This is a genomic window from Pseudarthrobacter sp. NPDC080039 (assembly GCF_040702335.1).
In the GTDB taxonomy this organism is placed as follows: domain Bacteria; phylum Actinomycetota; class Actinomycetes; order Actinomycetales; family Micrococcaceae; genus Arthrobacter; species Arthrobacter enclensis_A.
On sequence record NZ_JBFBKY010000001.1, the window covers coordinates 250,916 to 272,413 of the forward strand.

The window sequence follows — 21,498 nt, forward strand, 5'->3', positions numbered from 1 at the left end:
GTTTTAGGTGTTTTACTTAGTGCGCGTGGTCGCCGCGGCTGTATTCATACACCCAGCCAACGAGTGCCACGATGGCGATGCCACCGGCAATGAAAATGATCCAGGCACCCACGGCCAGGCCGAGGAAGCCGGTGGCGCAGGCAATCCCCAGAACCAGGGGCCACCAGCTCCAAGGGCTGAAGTGGCCCTGCTCGCCGGCGCCTTCATGGATTTCAGCGTCGCTGCGGTCCTCGGGCCGGAGGCCTACGCGCTTACCCGTGAAGCCAAGGTACGCGCCGATCATGCCGGCGAGGCCGCCGACCAGCAGGATACCCAGCGTACCCACCCACTCACTCCAGCTGGTGAGGAAGCCGTAGACGAGTGCGACAGGGACGAAGAAGAAGACTCCAGAACCAAAAATCCAGGATTCGATTTTCACAGTGCGGTGTCCTTCTGGTCGGCGTTGCCGAGAACCGCTGCTGCGGGAGCCGGCGACTCAGCGGTGTGGACCTGGCGGAGTTCGGGGTGGTGCAGGTCCAGTGCGGGCCGCTCCGAACGGATCCGGGGCAGGGACGTGAAGTTGTGGCGCGGCGGCGGGCAGGATGTGGCCCACTCGAGTGATGCACCGAAGCCCCACGGATCATCAACCTGGACACGCTCTGCACTGCGCCAGGTGATGTAGATGTTCCAGAAGAACGGGATGAGGGACGCACCGAGAACGAACGACGAGATGGTGGAGAACTGGTTCATCCAGGTGAAGTTGTCCTCTGGCAGGTAGTCGGCGTACCGGCGGGGCATACCCTCGACACCCAGCCAGTGCTGGATGAGGAACGTTCCGTGGAAGCCCAGGAACAGGAGCCAGAAGTGGATCTTGCCCAGGCGCTCGTTGAGCATCTTGCCGGTCCACTTAGGCCACCAGAAGTAGAAGCCGGCGAACATGGCGAACACCACGGTGCCGAACACCACGTAGTGGAAGTGAGCCACCACGAAGTAGGAGTCCGAAACGTGGAAGTCCAGCGGCGGCGAGGCCAGGATGATGCCGGTGAGGCCGCCGAAGAGGAAGGTGATCATGAAGCCGATGCTCCACAGCATGGGGGTCTCGAACGTCAGCGACCCCCGCCACATGGTGCCGATCCAGTTGAAGAACTTCACGCCAGTGGGCACCGCGATCAGCATGGTCATGAAGGAGAAGAACGGCAGGAGGACTGCACCGGTGACGTACATGTGGTGCGCCCACACGGTCACTGACAGAGCGGCGATCGCGATGGTGGCGTACACCAGGCCCTTGTAGCCGAAGATCGGCTTGCGGCTGAACACCGGGAAGATCTCCGAGACGATGCCGAAGAACGGCAGCGCGATGATGTACACCTCGGGGTGCCCGAAGAACCAGAACAGGTGCTGCCAAAGGACAGCGCCACCGTTGGCGGGATCGAAGATGTGCGCACCGAACTTGCGGTCCGCACCCAGGGCGAACAGGGCGGCGGCCAGCGGCGGGAAGGCCATCAGCACCAGGATGGCGGTGATCAGGGTGTTCCACGTGAAGATCGGCATCCGCCACATGGTCATGCCGGGAGCGCGCATGCAGATGATGGTGGTGATGAAGTTGACCGCACCGAGGATGGTGCCGAAGCCGGACAGTGCCAGCCCGAAGACCCACAGGTCACCGCCGATGCCGGGGGTGAACGTGGTGTTGGACAGCGGCGCGTAGGCAAACCAGCCAAAGGAAGCAGCACCCTGCGGCGTGATGAACCCGGACACGGCAATGGTGGAGCCGAACAGGAAGAACCAGAACGCCAGCGCATTCAGGCGGGGGAACGCAACGTCAGGGGCGCCGATCTGCAGCGGCATGATTACGTTGGCAAACCCGGCGAACAGCGGGGTGGCGAACATCAGCAGCATGACCGTGCCGTGCATGGTGAACAGTTGGTTGTACTGCTCCTTGGTCTGCAGGATCTGCATGCCGGGCTCAAACAGCTCGGCGCGGATCAGCAGCGCCATCACGCCGCCCAGGCAGAAGAACACGAACGACGCGATCAGGTACATGTACCCGATGGTCTTGTGGTCAGTGGAGGTGATCCAGTTGACGACGATGCGCCCCTTGGATTTGGGTACCACGGGAGCCGGCAGGACTCCCGCTGGTGCGGATTGGGTGTACGTAGCCACGTCGCTCCCCTTACTTGGTTTCGTTCAGGTTCGGGTTGCGGTCGTAATCCACGCCGAGCAGGCCGGTGTTGCCTTCAGCCTTGAGCTGGTCCATGTGGGCCTGGAATTCGGATTCCGACACCACCTTCACGCGGAACAGCATTTCGGAGTGGTACTCGCCGCAGAGTTCGGCACACTTGCCGTCGTAGGTGCCCTCTTTAGTGGGGGTGAACCGGATGTAGTTGGTCTTGCCGGGGATCATGTCGCGCTTCTGAAGGAAAGCGGGGACCCAGAAAGAGTGGATGACATCGCGGGAGTTGAGTTCGAGGTCGACGGACTTGTTGACCGGCAAGTACAGGGTGGGGAGCTGTTCCTTGTCAATGGGGTTGCCCGTGAGGTGCGCCTGGACGCCGGCCTCGTGGAGGTCTTCCTGGATGACGTTGCCGGACTTGTAGTTGAAGTCCCAGGCCCACTGCTTGCCGCGGACGTCAACTACGACGTCGGCCGGCTGCGAACGGTCATCGATGGCCTGCTGGTCGCGGTCGGTGAAGTAGAAAAACACCAGGACCATGAAGATGGGGATAGTCAGGTAGAAGACCTCGAGCGGGAGGTTGAAGCTGGTCTGCCGCGGGAAGCCTACGGTTCCCTTGCGGCGGCGGTAGGCAACCAGGCACCAGATGATCAGGCCCCACGTAATGGTGCCCACCACGAGCGCAGCAATCCATGAGTTGACCCAGAGGTCCATGATGCGGTCGGTGTTGCTGGTGGTGCCACGTTCAGTGGGCATCCACCCTTTCTCTACCTCTGGCGAACATCCGGTCAAAACCAACGCGCCGGCAATTGCCAAGCTTGAGATCGTGGTGATCGTTTTGCGTCGGCTGCCGGTTCGGTTCTGCGAACTCACAGACGGCCCTTCCTACTTGTTGCTGTTGTCCGGGCAGCCAAAGGCGCTCCGGGCACAAAAAAGTTTTACTACTCGGTGTAGAGCTTACCGCTCCGCCGGGCGTTTCGCCCACATGTCCGCGCCGAGCCCCCGTGCCGTTTTGGACGGCAGGAAACCCGGCGCGGACATCAGGCGAAATAACCGGCTTAGTGGAATGAATCACCGCAGGCGCAGGAGCCACCGGCGTTCGGATTGTCGATGGTGAAACCCTGCTTCGAGATAGTGTCCTCGAAGTCGATGCTGGCCCCGCTCAGGTACGGAACGCTCATCTTGTCGACAACAACTTCGACGCCGTCAAAGTCGCGCACGGCATCGCCATCAAGGAGCCGTTCGTCGAAGTAGAGCTGGTAAATCAACCCTGAGCATCCACCGGGCTGCACTGCCACGCGCAGGCGCAGGTCCGTCCGGCCTTCCTGCTCAAGGAGGCTGCGTACCTTCCCGGCGGCGACGTCGGTCAGGTTGACCTCGTGAACGGGCAGTTCGTCGCTGGCCACGGTGGTGGCGGTGCTGGTTTCGTTGGTTGAGGTGCTCATTGGCCTACCTTCTTAGGACGGTCTGGCGGCGCCGCCGGAACGGCGCCTGCCCCTACAAATACGGTATGGGCTATAGCTACATGCTACGCGCGGCAGTCCTGTAGCTCTAACTCCTGGCGTAACCGTCAAAGCAGTCCGGTTGTTCCCTGGAAGCCCGTACGATTCGCGATGCCTTAAAAAGGACCTTAGTGCTGCGCAGCAAGACCTTCGCCGTTGAATCGGGCAAGCATCAGCGCCTCTGCCAGGATGGCGTTGCGGAAGTCGCCGATATGGAGGGACTCGTTGGCGCTGTGGGCCCTCGAATCCGGGTCCTCCACGCCCGTAACCAGGATCTGGGCAGCCGGGTACAGCTCAGTCAGATCCGCAATGAACGGAATGGAGCCGCCAATTCCGGTTTCCACGGCGCGAACGCCCCAGGCCTCCCCCAGGGCCCACAGGGCCACGGACGCAGCGGGCGAGGAAGTGTCGGTCCGGAACGGGTTGCCGGCCTCCCCCGGAGTGAAGACGACCCTGGCCCCGAACGGCGCGTGCGATTCCACATGCCGGCGCACAGCTTCCATGGCTTCTGCGGGATCCTGGCCCGGCGCCAGCCGAAGGCTGAACTTGGCCCGCGCGCGCGGCAGCAGGGTATTGGATGCCACGTCCACGGCGGGGGCATCGAACCCGATGATGGAGAGTGCCGGCTTGGTCCACAGCCGTGAGGCGATACTTCCCGTCCCGGCAAGCCTGACCCCGTCGAGCACCGAAGCGTCGGTGCGGTAGTCCGCTTCCGGCATGTCGACCGAGGCCGTGTCCCGGGCGACCAGGCCCTCGATGGCCACGGTGCCGTCGTCGTCGTGAAGCGTTGCGATCAGGCGGGACAGCAGGGTGGGTGCGTCCAGCACCGGACCGCCGTACATGCCCGAGTGCACGGCGTGCTCCAGGACCTGCACCTCTATGGTGCCGTCCACCAAGCCGCGAAGGCTGGTGGTGAGCGCAGGGACCCCGACTTTCCAGTTGCCCGAATCGGCCACCACGATGACGTCGGCCCGCAGCAGCTCGCGGTTTGCCTCAAGGAACGGGCGGAACGTGGGTGATCCCGCTTCCTCCTCGCCTTCGATGAAGAAGGTCACCCCAAGCCCCAGGGAACCGGCCAGGACGTCCGCCACGGCGGTGTATGCAGCGATGTGCGTCATGATCCCGGCCTTGTCATCGGCGGCACCACGGCCGTACAGGCGGCCGTTTTTCTCGACGGCGGCGAAAGGCTGGGTTTCCCACAGCGACTCGTCGCCCACCGGCTGGACGTCGTGGTGGGCGTACAGCAGGATGGTCGGCTTTCCTTCGGTGGCAGGACGGCGCGCGACGACGGCCGGCCCGCCGGGGGTGCCGTCCGCTTTGTTGACGGAGAGTACCTGGACGTCGGCAAGGCCGGCGCCACGCAGGAGTTCGGCGACGGCGTCAGCGCTGCGTTCCAGCGGTGCCCGGTCAAAGCTGGGCCAGGCTATACCTGGGATGGATACGAGATCCTTGAGCCTTGAGAGCGTCCGGTCGAAGGAGCGGTCTACCGCCGAACGGAGATCTTCCGTCCTGTCGGTTGTCCCGGTGTCCATTCCCGGGGTGTCTGTGGTGCTGTGCGGGGTGGCCGCCGGTGATGAAGTCATGGCCAAAACATTACCCCCGTCACATTCGGCGGCCGTCTGCGCCAGCCGCGGGCACAGGCAAAGGGCGGGCCGCTGCAAGGTATTCTGGTCAGGTGTTCGGACGTAGAAAAGAAGCGCCCACGGCGCAGGAAACCATAGACCAGCAGGCAGCGGAGGCGGCTGCGCGGCAGAACAGCGCCGTCGGAAAGGGGGCGCCAACCCCTACGCGCAAGGCACAGGAAGCTGCCCGCAAGCGCCCGCTGGTGCCCGAGGACCGCAAGGCCTCCAAGGCTGCCGAACGCCAGGCCGTCCAGGACCAGCGCCTGAAGATGCGCCGGGCCCTGGATACCGGCGACGAGAAGTTCCTGCCGCTGCGGGACAAGGGTCCGCAGAAGCGCTTTGCCCGTGACTTCGTGGACGCGCGGTTCAACCTGGGCGAGTACCTGATGTTTGGCGCCCTGCTCTTCGTGCTGGTCTCCCTGGTCGTCCCGGCCTCCAGCGACATGATGATTTACGTCCTCGGTGCTTTCTGGGTGATGTTCCTGGCCGTTTTCGTGGACGTTTTCATCCTTTCGCGGAAGCTTCGCAAGCGGCTGGCCGAAAAGTTTGGCGCTGTGGAGGGCGGTACCGTTTGGTACGGTTCCATGCGCTCTCTTCAGTTCCGCAAACTGCGGCTTCCCAAGCCCCAGGTGCAGCGCGGGCAGTACCCCGCCTGAACCGTCACCACTTCAAGACAGAAAACCCCGGCGGGATGATCCCGCCGGGGTTTTCTGTCACTTGATCCTTGTCACGCTCCCGGGGTGCCCGCGGCACCCCTAGGGTCAGCAGCGGCGGTTCTTTGCCAGCTGCCTGTTGATCCTGGCTGCCCAGAACGGTCCCTCATACAGGAAGGCGGTGTAGCCCTGCACCAGGGTTGCACCGGCGTCGAGCCGCTCCTGGACGTCCTGCGCCGATTCCACGCCGCCGACCGCAACGAGGGTCAAAGCGTCTCCGGCAGCTTGTTTGAGCCGCTTCAGCACCTCGAGCGAACGTTGCTTCAACGGTGCGCCCGACAGCCCGCCTGCACCGCATTTCTCCACCTCGTCCGCAGGCGAGGTCAGTCCCGTCCGGGCGATGGTGGTGTTGGTGGCGATGATGCCGTCCAGCTTCAGGTCCAAGGCAAGCCGTGCAACGTCGTCGATGTCCTCGTCGCTGAGGTCAGGGGCGATCTTCACCAGCAGCGGCACATGGCGCCCGGCGGCACGGTCGGCTTCGTGCCCCACCGCGGTGAGAAGGGGACGCAGCGTCTCCACGTCCTGGAGCAGCCGCAGTCCGGGCGTGTTGGGTGAACTCACGTTCACCACGAGGTAGTCCGCGGCAGGTGCCAGGCTGCGGGCGCTGACCAGGTAATCGTCCACTGCGTCGGCCAGCTCCACCACCTTTGTCTTGCCGATGTTGACGCCGATGACCGGCCGCACCGCCGGGTAGCGGCGCTGAAGCGCGGCACGCGCTGCCTTGAGCCGGGGGGCCACGGCCGCGGCGCCGTCGTTGTTGAATCCCATGCGGTTGATGACCGCACGGTCCTTCACCAGGCGGAACAGCCGCGGCTTGTCGTTGCCGGGCTGGGCCTGTCCGGTGATGGTGCCTACCTCCACGTGGCCGAAGCCAAGCTCAGTGAGGGCCTCGATGCCGTGGCCTTCCTTGTCGAAACCGGCAGCCAGCCCGAAAGGCGAGGGAAAGGTGACACCGAAGGCCGTGGTCCGCAGCGACGGGGCCGGCGCCGTCAGCTTCTGAAGCACCTTCCCGGCACCTGATGCATGCGCGAGGCGGATGCCTTTGAATCCGATCTTGTGGGCGCGCTCGGCGTCCATCCATGAAAAGGCCAGCCTGAAGAAAGTGGGGTAAACGCGCATGGCTCCAGTTTCCCGTCTCTTGGGCGCGGTGCCAAAACGAAGAAGCCGGCGGCAGGACATAAGTACCGGGGCGCCGGTTTAGCATGAGGGCATGCAGTGGGAGCAGGACATCCTGGGCGCGGACTTCGAGTCCCATTCCTTCGTGGCGTCGGGACCTGACGGGGTGGAGCGCACAGCCACCCTGGTCCGGCTCCGGCCGCCGCGGCAGGAGGGCGCGGCCACCCTCCCCCGCCGCGCTGTGCTCTTCCTGCATGGTTGGAGCGATTACTTCTTCAACACCGACCTGGCGCGGTTCTGGGCTGCGGCCGGCTACGACTTCTACGCCCTGGACATGCACAACCATGGACGGAGCCTGCGTCCGGAGTCACCGGGCGGTTACGTGGGCGACCTGGCTGCCTACGATGCCGAAATCGAGGAGGCGTGCCGGCTCATCAGCCTTGAAGGGGCGCCGGGACCCGTGGCTTTGATGGGCCATTCCACCGGCGGACTGGTGGCGGCCCTGTGGACCAGCAGGCATCCGGAGGCGGTATCGCTGCTGGTCCTTAACAGCCCGTGGCTTGAGATGCATGGCAGTTCGCTGGTGCGGCGTGCCGCCTCCGGCATGGTGGGTCCCGTGGCCCGTCTCCGGCCTCAGACAGTACTCCGCCTGCCTGAGCGGGGCCACTACTGGCGCACCATCAGCAGTGCGGCCGATGGCGAATGGCCGCTTGACGAGCGCTACCGGCCGCGGATGGCCTTCCCCGTGCGGGCGGGCTGGCTGAGTGCGGTGCTGGCCGGGCACGCAAGGGTGGCCCGGGGCCTGGAGATCGAGGCGCCGATACTTGTCCTGCTCTCCAAGGGCAGCGCCAATGGGCTGCTGTGGTCGGAGGAAATGCGCCGCACGGACGCCGTCCTGGACGTCAACACCATCAGCGCGAGGGCACTCAGTCTGGGCCGCACGGTGACCGTGGAACGAATCGACGGCGCCCTCCACGACGTGCTCCTGTCCCCCGAGCCCATCCGGTCCGATGCCTACTCGCGGCTGTCCCGCTGGCTGCGGGCGTACGGCTGAGTTACTGCAAGGGAAGGCTCTGGCCCGGGTTCGCGGGCGCGGCGGCATCCACCGCACCGCCGTAGCGCCGGTCACGCCGGGCATATTCCTCGACGGCAGCCCAGAGCGTGCGCCTGTCCACGTCAGGCCACAGCGTGTCCATGAAGACGAACTCCGCGTAGGCCGACTGCCACAGCAGGAAGTTGGACAGCCTCTGCTCCCCCGAACTGCGCAGGAAGAGGTCCACGTCCGGGAGGTCCGGTTCGTCGAGGTATTTCTGGATGGTCCGTTCGGTGATGGCACCCGGTTTTAGCTTGCCTGCCGCAACGTCGGCGGCGATGGCGGACACGGCATCAGTGATCTCAGCGCGGCCGCCGTAATTAACACACATGGTCAAATTACATGTCGAGTTGCCGGCCGTGAACTCCTCGGCCTCCTCCAGTTCCCGGATCACGGAGCCCCACAGCCGCGGCCTCCGTCCTGCCCACCGGATCCTGATTCCCCAGTCATCCAACTGGTTCCGCTGGCGTCGCAGCACATCCTTGTTAAATCCCATCAGGAAGCGGACTTCCTCGGGGGACCTGCGCCAGTTCTCGGTGGAGAAGGCATAGACACTGACGTACTCGATGCCCAACTCGATGGCACCGGCCATCACGTCCAGCAACGCCGGCTCGCCCGCCTTGTGCCCCTCGATCCGCGGCAGGCCCCGCTGATTGGCCCAGCGGCCGTTGCCGTCCATGACGATGGCCACGTGCCGGGGAATGAATTCCGCCGGGATGGACGGCGCCACCGCGCCGGAGGGGTGCGGGTAGGGCGCCACCACGGGATGGGTGCGCCTGCGGGCTGCGTTGTTCTTTTTTCCCAGGGCCACTGTCAGCTACGCTCCACATGTTTGAGGGACTTCAGTACTCGTTCCAGGTGCCACTGCAGGTATGCAGCTACCAATCCCGCAGCTTCCTTGCGGTGCTGGGGCAGGGAAGAGTCCGCCGTGGCCCACTCCCCCGTCAGCAACGCCGCCAGCAGGATGACGGTCTCGGGCGCGGGCGCGGGGGACCCTGGCGGGCGGCACTGGGGGCAGACCATGCCGCCCAGCGGTGCGGAAAACGCGGTGTGCGGACCGGCCACACCGCACCGGGCGCAGTCGGTGAAGCTCGGAGCCCAACCGCCGGTGGCAAGGGCGCGCAGCAGGTAGGAATCCAGGATCAGGCCGGCGGCATGTTCGTCGCGGCTCAGGGAAGCAAGGGCCCCCACCAGCAGGTTGTACTGCGCGGTTCCGGCCTCACCGTCCACGTCGGTAAGCTTTTCCGCCGTCTCGGTCATGGCCGCGGCGACGGTGTACCTGCCATAGTCAGCAGCGATGCTCCCGCCGTATGCACCTTTGGCAACAGCCTGCGTGACAATGTCCAGCGTGCGGCCCGAGACCAGCTGGAGGTCCGCCACCATGAAAGGTTCAAGCCGGGCGCCAAAACGGCTGCTGGTGCGCCGGACCCCCTTGGCGACGGCGCGAACCTGCCCGTGGTGCTTGGTCAGGAGGGTAATAATCCTGTCCGCCTCGCCCAGCTTGTGGGTACGGAGCACCACGGCGTCGTCCCGGTATGCCCGGGAGGCAAAAGACTGTTGGACCACGCTCTATCTTCCCATCCTGCGGGGGCAGGAGCTGGCAGGACCCGGTGGTGCCGCCGGAGCAAACCGGCGGCACCACCGTCCCGTATCAGGCCTGGGCGTCCCGGATGGCCCGGTTGACCGCTGAGATAACGGCCTTGAGCGAGGACATGCTGGTGTTGGCGTCGATGCCGACACCCCAGAGGACGCGTTCACCAACGGCACATTCGACGTAGGCCGCGGCCATGGCGTTGCCGCCTTCGGACAGGGCGTGCTCGCTGTAGTCCAGCACCCGGACATCCACGCCGTCCTCGTGCAGGATATTCAGCAGGGCAGCAATAGGACCGTTTCCGGTGCCCGTCCGGCTCACCTGCGCACCGTCAATGGTGAGCGAAGCGTGAAGCGTCATGCCGCCGTCGGCGTCCGTCTCCGTTTTGACCCCGCCCAGGGAGTAGCGTCCCCACTGGCCGTCCGCCTTGCCGGAGGGCAGGTACTCGTCCTGGAAAATCTGCCAGAGCTGGGCGCCGCTGACCTCCCCGCCCACGGTATCCGTGCGGCGCTGGATGACCCCGGAGAACTCGATCTGGGCGCGGCGCGGCAGGTCCAGGCTGTGCTCGTTCTTCAGCAGGTAGGCCACGCCGCCCTTGCCGGACTGGGAATTCACGCGGATGACAGCCTCGTAGCTCCGGCCCAGGTCCTTCGGGTCGACCGGGAGGTACGGAACCTGCCAGGTGAAGTCGTCCACAGCCTTGCCGGCCGCGGCAGCATCACGCTCCAGCGCTTCAAACCCCTTCTTGATGGCGTCCTGGTGGGAGCCGGAGAACGCCGTGAACACCAGGTCACCGCCATACGGGGAGCGTTCCGGGACGGGCAGCTGGTTGCAGTACTCCACGGTTCGGCGGACGTCGTCAATGTTGGAGAAGTCGATCATGGGGTCGATGCCCTGTACGAACAGGTTCAGCCCCAGGGTGACCAGGTCCACGTTCCCGGTACGCTCGCCGTTGCCGAAGAGGCAGCCTTCGATGCGGTCTGCGCCGGCCATGTAGCCCAGTTCGGCGGCCGCCACTCCGGTGCCGCGGTCGTTGTGCGGGTGCAGGGAGAGGATGATGCCCTCACGGGGGTGGAGGTGGCGGCTCATCCACTCGATGGAGTCGGCGTAGACATTCGGCGTGGCCATTTCAACCGTGGCGGGCAGGTTGATGATCACCTGGCGGTCGGCGGAAGCTTCGAAGACATCGGCCACAGCATTGCAGACCCGCACGGCGTACTCGAGCTCGGTGCCCGTGAAGGACTCCGGGGAGTATTCGTACGTCACGTGCGTGTCAGCGAGCGTTTCCTCGTACTTCTTGCACAGGCGCGCGCCCTGGAGTGCGATGTCCAGGATGCCGTCCTCATCCTGGTTGAAGACCACGCGCCGCTGCAGTACGGAGGTGGAGTTGTAGAGGTGGACGATGGCCTGCTTGGCGCCTACGAGGGACTCATAGGTGCGCTCGATGAGGTGTTCGCGTGCCTGGGTCAGGACCTGGATGGTGACGTCATCAGGAATGTGGTTGCCCTCGATGAGCTGGCGGACAAAATCGAAGTCCGTCTGTGAAGCGGACGGGAATCCGACCTCAATTTCCTTGTAGCCCATACGGACCAGCAGGTCGAACATCTTCATCTTGCGGGCCGGGCTCATGGGGTCGATCAGTGCCTGGTTGCCGTCGCGCAGATCCACCGCGCACCACCGCGGCGCCCTGGTGATGACCTTGTCCGGCCAAGTGCGGTCCGGGAGTTCAACCTTGATCTGGTCCTGGAACGGCGTGTACCGGTGGGCAGGCATTCCGGAGGGCTTCTGTGCGTTTCGCATGATGTTCGTGGCCTTTTCTATCGATCTTCAGTGAAAGGGTGGCCGGGCAACACAAACTCCGCAGCGAGGGTGGGCCGTGCGCTAGATAGCGTCTGTGGCCTCGCCGCGGCAGCTAAGGAGAAGGAGCTCTGCACGCACTCTTTGAGGGTAACACGGGTGCGTAAGATGAAAGGGCACTACCGTCCGTAAAGTCCAGCATGCAGACGCCTCGGGTGTACCGCCCGGCAGCGGCGTCCCAGCAAAAGGAGTTGCCGTGCCCATTTCGGGGATCGATCTGTCCACCTTTGATCACACAGTCCGGCCACAGGACGACCTCTACCAGCACGTCAACGGCGCCTGGCTGAAGACCACCGAGATTCCCGACGACAGGCCCCTTGAGGGCACCTTCACGGCACTCCGCGACGGGTCGGAGATTGCTGTCCGGGACATCATCGAGGAAGCTGCGGCCAAGGGCGCGGACGCCAGCGGGATCGAGCGGAAAATCGGGGACCTCTACAACAGCTTCATGGACGAGGCGACAGTGGAAGCCAAGGGCATGGAGCCCATCCGGGGCCGGCTCGCTGAAGTGGCCGCCACCGGATCGGTGCCGGAACTCATTGCGCTTGCCGGCCGGTTATTCCGTGCCGACGTCGGCGGCCTGTTCTACATCTATCCCGCTCCCGATGCAGGAAATCCGGACCGGGTCCTGTTGTACACGGGGCAGGGCGGCCTGGGCCTGCCGGACGAGTCCTACTACCGGGAGGAGAAGTTCGCGCCCGTCGTTACGGCCTACACGGCGCACGTGGAGAAGATGTTCGAACTGGCAGGACTTCCGGATCCCCACGGCGCTGCCGGGCGGGTGGTCCAGCTGGAGACAAAGCTGGCCTCGCACCATTGGGACAACGTCACACTGCGGGACCCGCAAAAGACGTACAACCTGAAGACCGCAGACGAGGCCAATGCGCTCTTCCCGCTCCTGTCCACCTGGTTTGACGCTGCGGGAATCGACCCGGACAAGCGCGCCGAAATCGTGGTGAGCACTCCTGACTTCTTCTCCGGGGCGGCGGCGCTCCTGGACGAAGTACTGCTGGCCACGTGGCAGGAATGGCTGGCCATGCGCGTCGTCAGCGCGGCTGCACCGTACCTGTCCCCCGCGTTTGTGGACGCCAATTTCGCCTTCTATGGCACCACCATCAGCGGCACGCCCCGGAACAAGGACCGGTGGAAGCGCGGCGTCGCCGTCGTCGAAGCCGCCCTTGGCGAGGCCGTGGGGCAAATATACGTGGCGCGCCATTTCCCCGAGACGCACAAGGCGCGCATGCAGACCCTGGTGGCCAACCTCATTGAGGCCTACCGCCGCAGCATCAATGACGTCGGCTGGATGGGTGCGGACACCAAGGCAGAGGCCCTTCGCAAGCTTGAAGCCTTCCGGGCGAAGATCGGCTACCCGGACGAATGGATCGATTACTCCGCCGTGGAAATCGACCCCCGCGATCTGCTGGGGAACGTGGAGCGCGCCCACAATGCGGACGTCGACAGGCACCTGGACGAGGTGGGCAAGCCGGTGGACCGGAACAAGTGGCTGATGACGCCGCAGACGGTCAATGCGTACTACCACCCCATGATGAATGAGATCGTGTTCCCGGCGGCCATCCTGCAGCCTCCGTTCTTCACTGCCGACGCGGATGACGCGGTCAACTATGGCGGCATTGGCGCCGTCATAGGCCACGAAATCGGCCATGGCTTTGATGACCAGGGATCACAGTTCGACGGCGGAGGGGCGCTGCGGAACTGGTGGACGGACCAGGACCGCCAGGCGTTCGAGGCACTGACGGCCCGGCTCGTGGCGCAGTATGAGGCGTTGTCCCCCACCGCCGCACCGGGGCACCATGTCAACGGCAGGCTCACGCTCGGTGAGAACATCGGAGACCTGGCGGGCCTCACCATCGCCTACAAGGCATACCTGATCAGCCTCGAGGGCAAGGAACCGGAGGTCCTTGACGGTATGACGGGTCAGCAGCGTTTCTTCGCCTCCTGGGCTGCCGGGTGGCGCCAGGTCATCCGGCAGGAAGAGGCCATCCGGCGGCTGGCCACCGATCCCCACTCCCCTAACGAGTTCCGAACCAATGCCATCGCCCGGAACCTGGACCCGTTCCACGAGGCATTCGACGTCACCGACGAGGACGGCATGTGGATGCCCCCCACGGAGCGCGTCAGCATCTGGTAGCCGGAACCCAATGCACGATGGGCCCCCTTTGACGGGGGCCCATTTCGTTGGCTGACTGCAGCCCGGTCCTATGGGGACTGCGGCGGTACCGTTACTGCCGGACGATGACGTTCGGATTGGCCTGCTGGCAGACTTTGTCGCCTGCCGTCTGGTTGACGATGTCCTGCGGCAATGCGGCCGCGGCGGCACCCCCTGAGCCGGCCGCGAAAGCGGTCCCTGTGGTGAAATCGCTGCCAACATACACCTGGACTCCTGTCACGGCGGGAGCCGGAATCATGAGTGTCGAAGGGATCCCCAACAGCGCGGCGACGTCAGCCGCCACATCATTGAAGCCATTGCCGTAATAGACAGCCGTTTTGCCGACCGGCTGGGCCAGGAACTGCCCCGTCTGGGTGAAGCCGCCGGCGACGAGGGCCTGCACGAGCTCCTGCGCGCGGCCGTTGACGCCGCTGCCGTTCGCAACGGTTACGGGCTGGATGGCTTTGTTGTAGGGCGGCACCGGCGGGGCTGTCGCGGTTGGAGACGCGGACGGGGATGCCGTCTCACTTGGTGACGGAGTTGTTGGTGCGGTGGGGTCGGTCAAGTCAACGTTCTTCCGCAATGCCGAGAAAAGCTGTGCGCCGGCAGGCTCCGCGATCACCAGCCGGTTGGGGTCGATGGGCGCCGGCGTCGTGGGTACTGCCACGAACGCGACCTTGGTGATGTCGATGTTCTTGAGTCGGTTTCCGATGGTCAACAGAGCTGGAACGGAAGCAAGCCCGTCGTCAACCGTCAGGTTCTGGGTCACCACATCGGCAATCTTCAGCATTTTGGCCGGATCGGACAGGGTTCCGTCGTCCTTGATCTTCCGGGTCAGCGACGACAGGAAGCTTTGCTGCGCCTTGATGCGGCCGAGGTCGCCGCCGTCGGCAAAGGCATGGCGGGCGCGCAGGAAGGCAAGGGCCATCTCCCCCTGCACAGAGGATGTCCCGGCCGGCAGCCGCAGCCCCGAGTCGGGATCATAAACTGCGTCACTGATGCAGACCTGAACACCGCCCACCGCATTGGACAGCTCCTTCACGGCGTTGAAGTCGGCCATCATGAAATGGTCCACCTGCATACCGGTGAGTTTGTTGATGGTGTCCACGGCACAGCCGATGCCGGCCTCGCTCATGGCCTCGTTGATCATGACGCCGGTACGGGCCGGGTAGTCCTTGTTGGTCTTCCTGTCCTTGCAATCGGGAATGTCCACCAGCAGGTCGCGTGGGAAGCTGATGACGTTGACGCGCTTGTTGTCCTCGGAGATGTCCATCAGCATCATGACGTCCGACTTGCCGTAACCGGTGGAATCATCAGCCGTCCCGTACTCGGAGTTCTTTCCGTCCCTGGTATCCGAACCAAGAATCAGGATCTGCAGCCGCCCCGTGGCATCGTTCCCGGGCGACTCGGTGGTCTCACCACCAGCGTTCAGGGGTGCTTTGGAAATATTGTTCTGGAGCCTGAAAAACCAGAATCCGGCAAAAGCGATTCCGGCCACCAGGACCAGTGCCACCACGCCGGTCACGGCTTTCAGCCATACGGGCATCCCGCGCAAAGGTCCAAGGTGCCGGGCAGCCCCAACAGCCCCGCCGTCCGAATGGCGGGACACCGGTCCCGGCCCGACTGACAGGTCAGCCTCGTTGTCGCGCTGATCGCGGCCTTGACCCACGTGCTGAACCTTCCTCTAGATTCGAAACCCGGCCCAACTTAGTGGTCCAGTTGGGAGAACTTCCCCGCCCCGCTCCCGGGGACCCCCTAGTCGTGGGTCAGAAACCCAATTTAACCAGCTGCTTGGGGTCACGCTGCCAGTCTTTGGCCACTTTGACGTGAAGGTCCAGGTAGACGCGGGTGCCCAGGAGCGCCTCGATGCCCTTGCGGGCGTTGGTGCCCACCTCACGCAGCCGGCTTCCGCCCTTACCGATGATGATCGCCTTCTGCGATGGCCGCTCAACATAGAGGTTTACGCGGACGTCCAGCAGGGGGTTGTCTTCCGGCCGGTCCTCCCGGGGGACTATTTCCTCGACCACGACAGCCAGGGAGTGGGGAAGCTCGTCCCGGACCCCTTCCAGGGCGGCTTCGCGGATCAGCTCAGCCACCATAACGGCTTCGGGTTCGTCGGTGAGCTCTCCGTCCGGGTACAGCGGAGGGGACGGCGGCATGTGGCTGATCAGCACATCAGCAACGGTCTCAACCTGGAAACCGTCTGTGGCGGAAACGGGAACAATGTCCTTCCAGCCGTCCTCCCCCATCACCTCACGGCCAAGGGCCGCCACGGCAAGTAGCTGTTCGGTCAGTGCCTGCTTGTCCACGAGGTCAGCCTTGGTGACGATGGCAACCACCGGCTTGCGGCCGACGGCGGCGAGCTGGGCAGCGATGAACTTGTCACCGGGGCCGATTTTCTCGTTGGCCGGAAGGCAGAATCCGATGGCGTCCACTTCGGCGAGAGTGTCCGCGACGAGGTCGTTCAGGCGCTTGCCGAGGAGGGTGCGGGGGCGGTGCAGGCCCGGCGTGTCCACGAGAATCAGCTGGGCGTCGTCCCGGTGCACGATTCCCCGGATGGTGTGCCGCGTGGTCTGCGGCTTGGCGGACGTAATGGCCACTTTCTTACCCACCAACGCGTTGGTGAGGGTGGATTTGCCCGCGTTGGGGCGCCCCACCAGGACGGAAAACCCTGCGCGGAAGCCGCCAAAGTCGTCCGTATCCGCAACCTTATTTTTCTTGCTCACGTGGAACTCCCTGCTGGGTTGCTTCGGCCTCTTCCAGGAGGCCTTCAAGGTCAGTCTCTACTCTTGGTACCGGTGCCGCAATGATGTGGCTGACTCGGTTTCGCCGGCCTTCCAGCCGTTCCGCGCGCAGGGACACGCCCTGCACCTCAACGCTGCTTCCGACGATCGGGACGCGGCCAAGCGCCTTGGCGAGGAGGCCACCGACGGTGTCCACTTCGTCGTCGTCAATTTCCAGGTCGAAAAGCTCACCGAGGTTGTCGATGCCCATCCGCGCACTGACGCGGTAGGAGCCGTCACCGAGGGCCACCGCGTCCGCGCTCTCGGTGTCGTATTCGTCCACGATCTCGCCCACAATTTCCTCGATCAGATCCTCGAGGGTCACCAGGCCGGCCGTGCCGCCGTACTCGTCGATGACAATGGCGACGTGTGTGGATTCCTTTTGCAGTTCGCGCAGGAGGTCGCTGACCGGCTTCGATTCCGGCACGTAACGGACTTCGCGCGCCAGTGACTCAACCACCGGCGGCTGCTGGCCTGCGCCCAGCTGGTGGACGACCGCGGCAACATCCTTGAGGTAGACGATGCCAAGGATGTGGTCCGTGTTTTCGTTGATGACCGGAATCCTGGAATAGCCTGAACGAAGAAACAGGGACATCGCCTGGTGCAGGCTTGAGCCGGCATCGATGCTCACGATGTCCGTCCGGGGCACCATCACTGCCCGCACCAGCGTGTCACCGAAGTCGAATACGGACTGGATCATCTCCGCCTCGGTGTCCTCGATCATGTCGGACTCGCTGGCCCGGTCCACAAGTTCCCGGAACTCCTGCTCGCTGAAGAACGCGTCGTCGCCGCCGGGCGCACCAGGAGCTGCCGAACTTCCCAGGGCAACCAGCCAGCCCGGAATCGGTCCCAGCACGCTGGTGAGGAACCGGACCATCGGAGCGGTGAAGCGCACCACGGCCGTGGAATGCAGCCGCCCGAGCTGCCGGGGCGACACGCCCACGATCACGAATCCCAGGAGAGCCATGATGCCGGTGGCCACCAGCCCGGCCAGCCACACGTTGTCGAGGAGGCTCGCGATAAGGACTGCGACAGCGACGGCGGAAGCCATCTCAAACCAGACACGCCAGAACCGCAGGGCCCGGGTGTGGGCTACGGGTTCGGCAAGGATGCGCCGCATGGCGGTGCCGCGGCTTCTGTGCAGTGCCTCTTCGGCGTCATGCCGGGGAAGGAAACTGAACGCCGCCTCGGCAGCTGTCAGCAGAGCCGCGACGGCAAGGAAGACCAGTGCCACCGCGACCAGGAGCAGTTGCGTCACTGGGTGGTCTCGGCGGGTGCTTCTTTGCCGGTGAAGCCGGACAGCAATTCACGCTGAAGTCCGAACATCTCCGCCTTCTCCTCGGGCTCGGCGTGGTCGTAGCCCAGCAGGTGGAGAATGCCATGCGTGGTCAGCAGCAGCATCTCGTCCTGGAGCGAGTGGCCGGCATTCCTGGCCTGGACCTTCGCCACCTGCGGGCAGATGGCGATGTCGCCCAGCATGCCCTGCGGGGTGGGCCGGTCCGGGGTTCCGGGAGTCAGTTCGTCCATGGGAACCGACAGCACGTCCGTGGCGCCCGGCTCGTCCATGAGTTCGATGTGCAGCTTCTCCATGGCTGGTTCATCCACGAGCAGGATGGACAGTTCGGCCTGGGGATGGATGTAGAGCTGCTCGAAAATGTACCGTGACAGGGCAACGAGCTCCGACTCCTCCACTTGGATGCCGGACTCGTTGTTCACCTCGATGCTCACGCGCGTTCCCCCCGTTTTTCCCTGCTTGCTGAGTGCTTGACGCGGTTCCGCTGGGTTTCATCCCAGATGTTGTAGGCGTTGACGATGTCCCCCACGAGCCGGTGCCGCACAACGTCTGCGGCGTCCAGGACCGAGAAGCTTACGCCTTCAATGCCCTGAAGGATCTCCTCGACGATCCGCAGCCCGGAGCGCGTCCCGAAGGGCAGGTCCACCTGCGTGACGTCTCCGGTGACCACCATCTTGGAACCAAAGCCAAGGCGGGTGAGGAACATTTTCATCTGCTCGGGCGTCGTGTTCTGGGCCTCGTCCAGGATAATGAAGGCGTCATTGAGGGTCCGGCCTCGCATGTAGGCCAGCGGCGCCACCTCGATTGTTCCGGCGGCCATCAGCCGCGGGATGGACTCTGGATCCATCATGTCGTGCAGTGCGTCATAGAGCGGGCGCAGGTAGGGGTCGATCTTGTCGCTGAGCGTGCCGGGCAGGAACCCAAGCCGCTCCCCTGCCTCAACCGCGGGACGGGTCAGGATGATCCGGCTGACCTCTTTCTGCTGCAGCGCCTGGACTGCCTTGGCCATGGCCAGGTAGGTCTTGCCGGTGCCGGCAGGGCCGATGCCAAAGATCACGGTGTTGGCGTCGATGGCATCAACGTAATTCTTCTGGTTTAGCGTCTTGGGCCGGATGGTCCGTCCACGGCTCGAGAGGATGTCGTGGGTGAGCACCTCAACCGGGTTCTGCAGGGACTGGGTGCGCAGGAGGGACACCAGTTGCTGCAGCACCGCCGGAGTGATGACTGTGCCGCGGGCCACCAGGCCACGGACCTCCTGGAGCAGCCGCATGATCCGCGGTACATCGCTGACCGGGCCGCTGATGGACAGTTCATTGCCGCGCGCGTGGAAGTTGACATCCGGGAACTGCTCTTCGATGAATCGCAGGGCCTCATCATGGCTGCCGAGTGATTGAACCATCTGGTCGGAGTTCTCAAAGAGGACTACTTCTGTCCGGATCCCGGGCATGGAGTGCGGGAATTCCCCCGGACCGCCTTCGCCCGTATTGAGCCGGCGCTTACCATTCGCTGATTCAGTCATGGTGCTGGCCCGCAGGCCCGTGGTCCCCTCGAAGTTCGACGTCATTAGTTTTGTTGCTGATGCCGGCTCCCGTTGCCCGGAGCGCCGCGCCCAGCGGTCCCTCTATCTTACGCCAGCACCTGGAGGCTCCCGATACCGGGATGCTGCTTCCCGCGTGAAACGGTCCTTCCAGGGCTGCCCGGGCCCGCCGTTAGATAGCAACTTCATATCGGCCTCATATCGTTCCCGTTGCAGTTGTGCCGGAAGCGGCTGGCAGCGGCTGATGTTGCGCAACGCTGTGCAATGCTGGAAATCCAGCATCTGTTGGGACACCAGGCCGCCAGGGGATCGGCCCGCCATGCCAGGAAAGGACAAGGGCAGTACTGTGCCGGTAACCTCTGCGCCCTACGGGGCAGGACGATACAAGGGCCGCCTGCGCCCGGCTGTCCTGGCAGGGATCCTGGTGCTGGTTCCGGCTCTGGCGGGCTGCACTGCCGACGGCGGGTCCTCGCCCGCAGCCACTGTCGCGTCCGTCCCCGCATCCGGCGGCACCATGCCCGATGCTCCCGCCACCAGCGCTCCGCTCGAAACCACCCAGTCCTCCAACAAGGCCCCGGTCTACTGGATCGGCCGCAGCGGCGGAAACATCTTCCTGTACCGCGAATTCCGCGACGTCCCGGAGCAGGAGAACCCGGTCACCCGGGCCCTGCGGGCCATGATGTCGGAGAAGCCGCTGGATCCCGACTTCTTCACCCCGTGGCAAAACCCGGACAAACTTGCCACGTCCATTTCCGGCAAGGACGTCATCACAGTCGATGTCTCCTCCGATGCCTTCAACAGCAACCTGGACGCCGACATGGCGGCCCGCGCCATCCAGCAGCTCATTTACACGGCAACGGCTGCTGCTGCCAGTTCGGGCCTTATCGACGCGGGGCAGCAGATCCGCGTCCGGATCCTGGTGGACGGCCACACGGACTATGTTGCGTTCGGCAAGATCCAGTTGGGGTCCCTCATGACCCGCGCTGCCGGCCTGGTGGCACCGGTTTGGATCATCGACCCCCAGGAGAACACCGAGGTGCCGGCAGGCAGCGTCAAGATCACCGGACGAAGCACCTCTCCGGGGTCCAAGCTCCACTGGCAGATCCTGCAGTCGACGGACGGCGGCAGCAAGGCACCGTTCCTGACCGGCGAAACCACTGCGGCCACGGACCCGGCCCAGGCCGGCGCCTTTACCGTTGCCCTCAACCTGCCCGTGGGCGACTACGAACTGAGGGTGGCCCAGGCGGGCCAGGATGGCCAACCGGACCGGAACGAGGACACCAGGTCCTTCAAAGTGCGCTAGCGGCCCATCGACCGAGGATGTCGCTGGCCAGTACGACGGCGGCCGGCCCGGCCGTGGAGGAGCGCAGGACATGGTGCCCCAGCAGGGCAGTCACGGCACCTTTGTCGCAGAGCTTCGTTACTTCGCGAGGTCCGATCCCGCCCTCCGGTCCAACGATCAGGAGGACTTCGCGGGGGCCGGCGCCCTCACCGGAGTGCCATTGCTCAAGGACAGTCCGGAGGGGGCGGACGGCGTCTTCATGCAGGATAACAGCCAGGTCTGCCGCCTCCACCGCAGCGGATAGTCCGGGTGTGTCGACGGCGGCCCGCACCTCGGGGATCCAGGCCCGCCGCGCCTGCTTGGCGGCGGCGGCAACCGAAGACTCCCACTTGGCGTGCGCCCGGGCGGCCCGTTCACCTTTCCAGCGCACAATGGAGCGTTCGGACTGCCACGGTATGACGGCGTCGATCCCCAGCTCGGTGGCGGTTTCGATGGCAAGCTCGTCCCGGTCGCCCTTGGCCAGCGCCTGGACCAACACCAGCCGAACCTCCGGCCTTTCTTCCACTGTCAGCGAACCGCACTCCACCTCCATCCCGGAAGCGGCGGCGGAGACGACCTTCCCGGTCATGCGGGCGCCGGCACCGTCGACGATGTCCACCGCCTCGCCCGGGGACAGCCGTTTGACGGTAACGGCGTGCCGTGCTTCCGCACCCTCGAGCACGAAAATATGCCCAGGCAGCATCCCGGCCAGCGAACCGGGCGACGTGAAGAAGACGGGATTGCTCACCG

At 64.7% G+C, this 21,498-nt stretch carries 19 protein-coding genes; 4 read left to right on the top strand and 15 right to left on the bottom strand.

The window, feature by feature from the left end:
* Nucleotides 1–16: 16 nt before the first annotated feature.
* The 5 genes from AB0313_RS01165 to AB0313_RS01185 form a co-directional block, all read right to left on the bottom strand.
* Nucleotides 17–418: a cytochrome c oxidase subunit 4 gene (locus AB0313_RS01165; protein ID WP_141941446.1), complete on the bottom strand. Its 402-nt coding sequence runs from the start codon at nucleotides 416–418 to the stop codon at nucleotides 17–19.
* Nucleotides 415–2,142, bottom strand: coding sequence for a cytochrome c oxidase subunit I (gene ctaD / locus AB0313_RS01170; RefSeq protein ID WP_141941448.1), 1,728 nt, complete (start codon nucleotides 2,140–2,142; stop codon nucleotides 415–417). Before ctaD ends, AB0313_RS01165 begins: the two co-directional genes overlap by 4 nt.
* Before the next feature lie 10 nt (nucleotides 2,143–2,152).
* Nucleotides 2,153–3,025: a cytochrome c oxidase subunit II gene (coxB, locus tag AB0313_RS01175; RefSeq protein ID WP_141941450.1), complete on the bottom strand. Its 873-nt coding sequence runs from the start codon at nucleotides 3,023–3,025 to the stop codon at nucleotides 2,153–2,155.
* Between the two features lie 185 nt (nucleotides 3,026–3,210).
* Nucleotides 3,211–3,597: an iron-sulfur cluster assembly accessory protein gene (locus tag AB0313_RS01180; protein WP_043456239.1), complete on the bottom strand. Its 387-nt coding sequence runs from the start codon at nucleotides 3,595–3,597 to the stop codon at nucleotides 3,211–3,213.
* 185 nt (nucleotides 3,598–3,782) lie between these two features.
* On the bottom strand, nucleotides 3,783–5,237 hold the full coding sequence (locus AB0313_RS01185; RefSeq protein WP_366303052.1) for a dipeptidase: 1,455 nt from the start codon (nucleotides 5,235–5,237) through the stop codon (nucleotides 3,783–3,785).
* A 92-nt stretch (nucleotides 5,238–5,329) separates the two neighbouring features.
* Between AB0313_RS01185 and AB0313_RS01190 the strand changes: the two genes are divergently transcribed.
* Nucleotides 5,330–5,932, top strand: a complete 603-nt coding sequence (locus tag AB0313_RS01190) for a DUF3043 domain-containing protein (RefSeq protein ID WP_307311827.1) — start codon at nucleotides 5,330–5,332, stop codon at nucleotides 5,930–5,932.
* Nucleotides 5,933–6,037: 105 nt separating this feature from the next.
* On the opposite strand, the gene AB0313_RS01195 is transcribed toward AB0313_RS01190, so the two are convergent.
* Nucleotides 6,038–7,108 carry a quinone-dependent dihydroorotate dehydrogenase gene (locus AB0313_RS01195; protein ID WP_366303054.1) on the bottom strand — a complete coding sequence of 357 codons (1,071 nt, stop codon included), beginning with the start codon at nucleotides 7,106–7,108 and terminating at the stop codon, nucleotides 6,038–6,040.
* Between the two features lie 91 nt (nucleotides 7,109–7,199).
* Between AB0313_RS01195 and AB0313_RS01200 the strand changes: the two genes are divergently transcribed.
* The gene (locus tag AB0313_RS01200; protein WP_366303055.1) at nucleotides 7,200–8,159 is read left to right on the top strand and encodes an alpha/beta hydrolase; all 960 of its coding nucleotides are present in this window, start codon (nucleotides 7,200–7,202) and stop codon (nucleotides 8,157–8,159) included.
* 1 nt (nucleotide 8,160) lies between these two features.
* Here the strand turns inward: AB0313_RS01200 and AB0313_RS01205 are convergent, their stop codons facing one another.
* The 3 genes from AB0313_RS01205 to leuA all read right to left on the bottom strand — a co-directional run bounded on the left by AB0313_RS01205 (nucleotide 8,161) and on the right by leuA (nucleotide 11,589).
* Nucleotides 8,161–9,009, bottom strand: coding sequence for an isoprenyl transferase (locus tag AB0313_RS01205; RefSeq protein WP_141941458.1), 849 nt, complete (start codon nucleotides 9,007–9,009; stop codon nucleotides 8,161–8,163).
* A 2-nt stretch (nucleotides 9,010–9,011) separates the two neighbouring features.
* A complete protein-coding gene (gene recO / locus AB0313_RS01210; RefSeq protein WP_141941460.1) occupies nucleotides 9,012–9,764 on the bottom strand; it encodes a DNA repair protein RecO in 753 nt (250 codons plus the stop codon).
* Between the two features lie 85 nt (nucleotides 9,765–9,849).
* Nucleotides 9,850–11,589, bottom strand: coding sequence for a 2-isopropylmalate synthase (gene leuA, locus AB0313_RS01215; protein ID WP_141941462.1), 1,740 nt, complete (start codon nucleotides 11,587–11,589; stop codon nucleotides 9,850–9,852).
* Between the two features lie 253 nt (nucleotides 11,590–11,842).
* Between leuA and AB0313_RS01220 the strand changes: the two genes are divergently transcribed.
* Entirely contained in the window at nucleotides 11,843–13,795 is a 1,953-nt protein-coding gene (locus AB0313_RS01220; RefSeq protein ID WP_366303058.1) for a M13-type metalloendopeptidase, read from the top strand.
* Nucleotides 13,796–13,886: 91 nt separating this feature from the next.
* Here AB0313_RS01220 and AB0313_RS01225 read toward each other — a convergent pair whose 3' ends face one another.
* The 5 genes from AB0313_RS01225 to AB0313_RS01245 all read right to left on the bottom strand — a co-directional run bounded on the left by AB0313_RS01225 (nucleotide 13,887) and on the right by AB0313_RS01245 (nucleotide 19,409).
* Complete coding sequence (locus AB0313_RS01225; RefSeq protein ID WP_307311873.1) at nucleotides 13,887–15,359, bottom strand: LCP family protein; 1,473 nt, start codon at nucleotides 15,357–15,359, stop codon at nucleotides 13,887–13,889.
* 220 nt (nucleotides 15,360–15,579) lie between these two features.
* Nucleotides 15,580–16,539, bottom strand: coding sequence for a GTPase Era (era, locus tag AB0313_RS01230; RefSeq protein WP_141941469.1), 960 nt, complete (start codon nucleotides 16,537–16,539; stop codon nucleotides 15,580–15,582).
* Complete coding sequence (locus AB0313_RS01235; protein WP_141941471.1) at nucleotides 16,523–17,854, bottom strand: hemolysin family protein; 1,332 nt, start codon at nucleotides 17,852–17,854, stop codon at nucleotides 16,523–16,525. The genes era and AB0313_RS01235 overlap by 17 nt, the downstream gene beginning before the upstream one ends.
* On the bottom strand, nucleotides 17,851–18,324 hold the full coding sequence (ybeY, locus tag AB0313_RS01240) for an rRNA maturation RNase YbeY (RefSeq protein ID WP_141941473.1): 474 nt from the start codon (nucleotides 18,322–18,324) through the stop codon (nucleotides 17,851–17,853). Before ybeY ends, AB0313_RS01235 begins: the two co-directional genes overlap by 4 nt.
* A complete protein-coding gene (locus AB0313_RS01245) occupies nucleotides 18,321–19,409 on the bottom strand; it encodes a PhoH family protein (RefSeq protein WP_366303249.1) in 1,089 nt (362 codons plus the stop codon). The genes ybeY and AB0313_RS01245 overlap by 4 nt, the downstream gene beginning before the upstream one ends.
* A gap of 364 nt (nucleotides 19,410–19,773) precedes the next feature.
* Between AB0313_RS01245 and AB0313_RS01250 the strand changes: the two genes are divergently transcribed.
* Nucleotides 19,774–20,730: a GerMN domain-containing protein gene (locus AB0313_RS01250; protein WP_307311841.1), complete on the top strand. Its 957-nt coding sequence runs from the start codon at nucleotides 19,774–19,776 to the stop codon at nucleotides 20,728–20,730.
* Here the strand turns inward: AB0313_RS01250 and AB0313_RS01255 are convergent.
* Nucleotides 20,717–21,496 (bottom strand): 16S rRNA (uracil(1498)-N(3))-methyltransferase, encoded by a 780-nt coding sequence (locus AB0313_RS01255; protein ID WP_141941476.1) that lies wholly within the window; start codon nucleotides 21,494–21,496, stop codon nucleotides 20,717–20,719. The genes AB0313_RS01250 and AB0313_RS01255 overlap by 14 nt on opposite strands.
* Nucleotides 21,497–21,498: the final 2 nt, after the last annotated feature.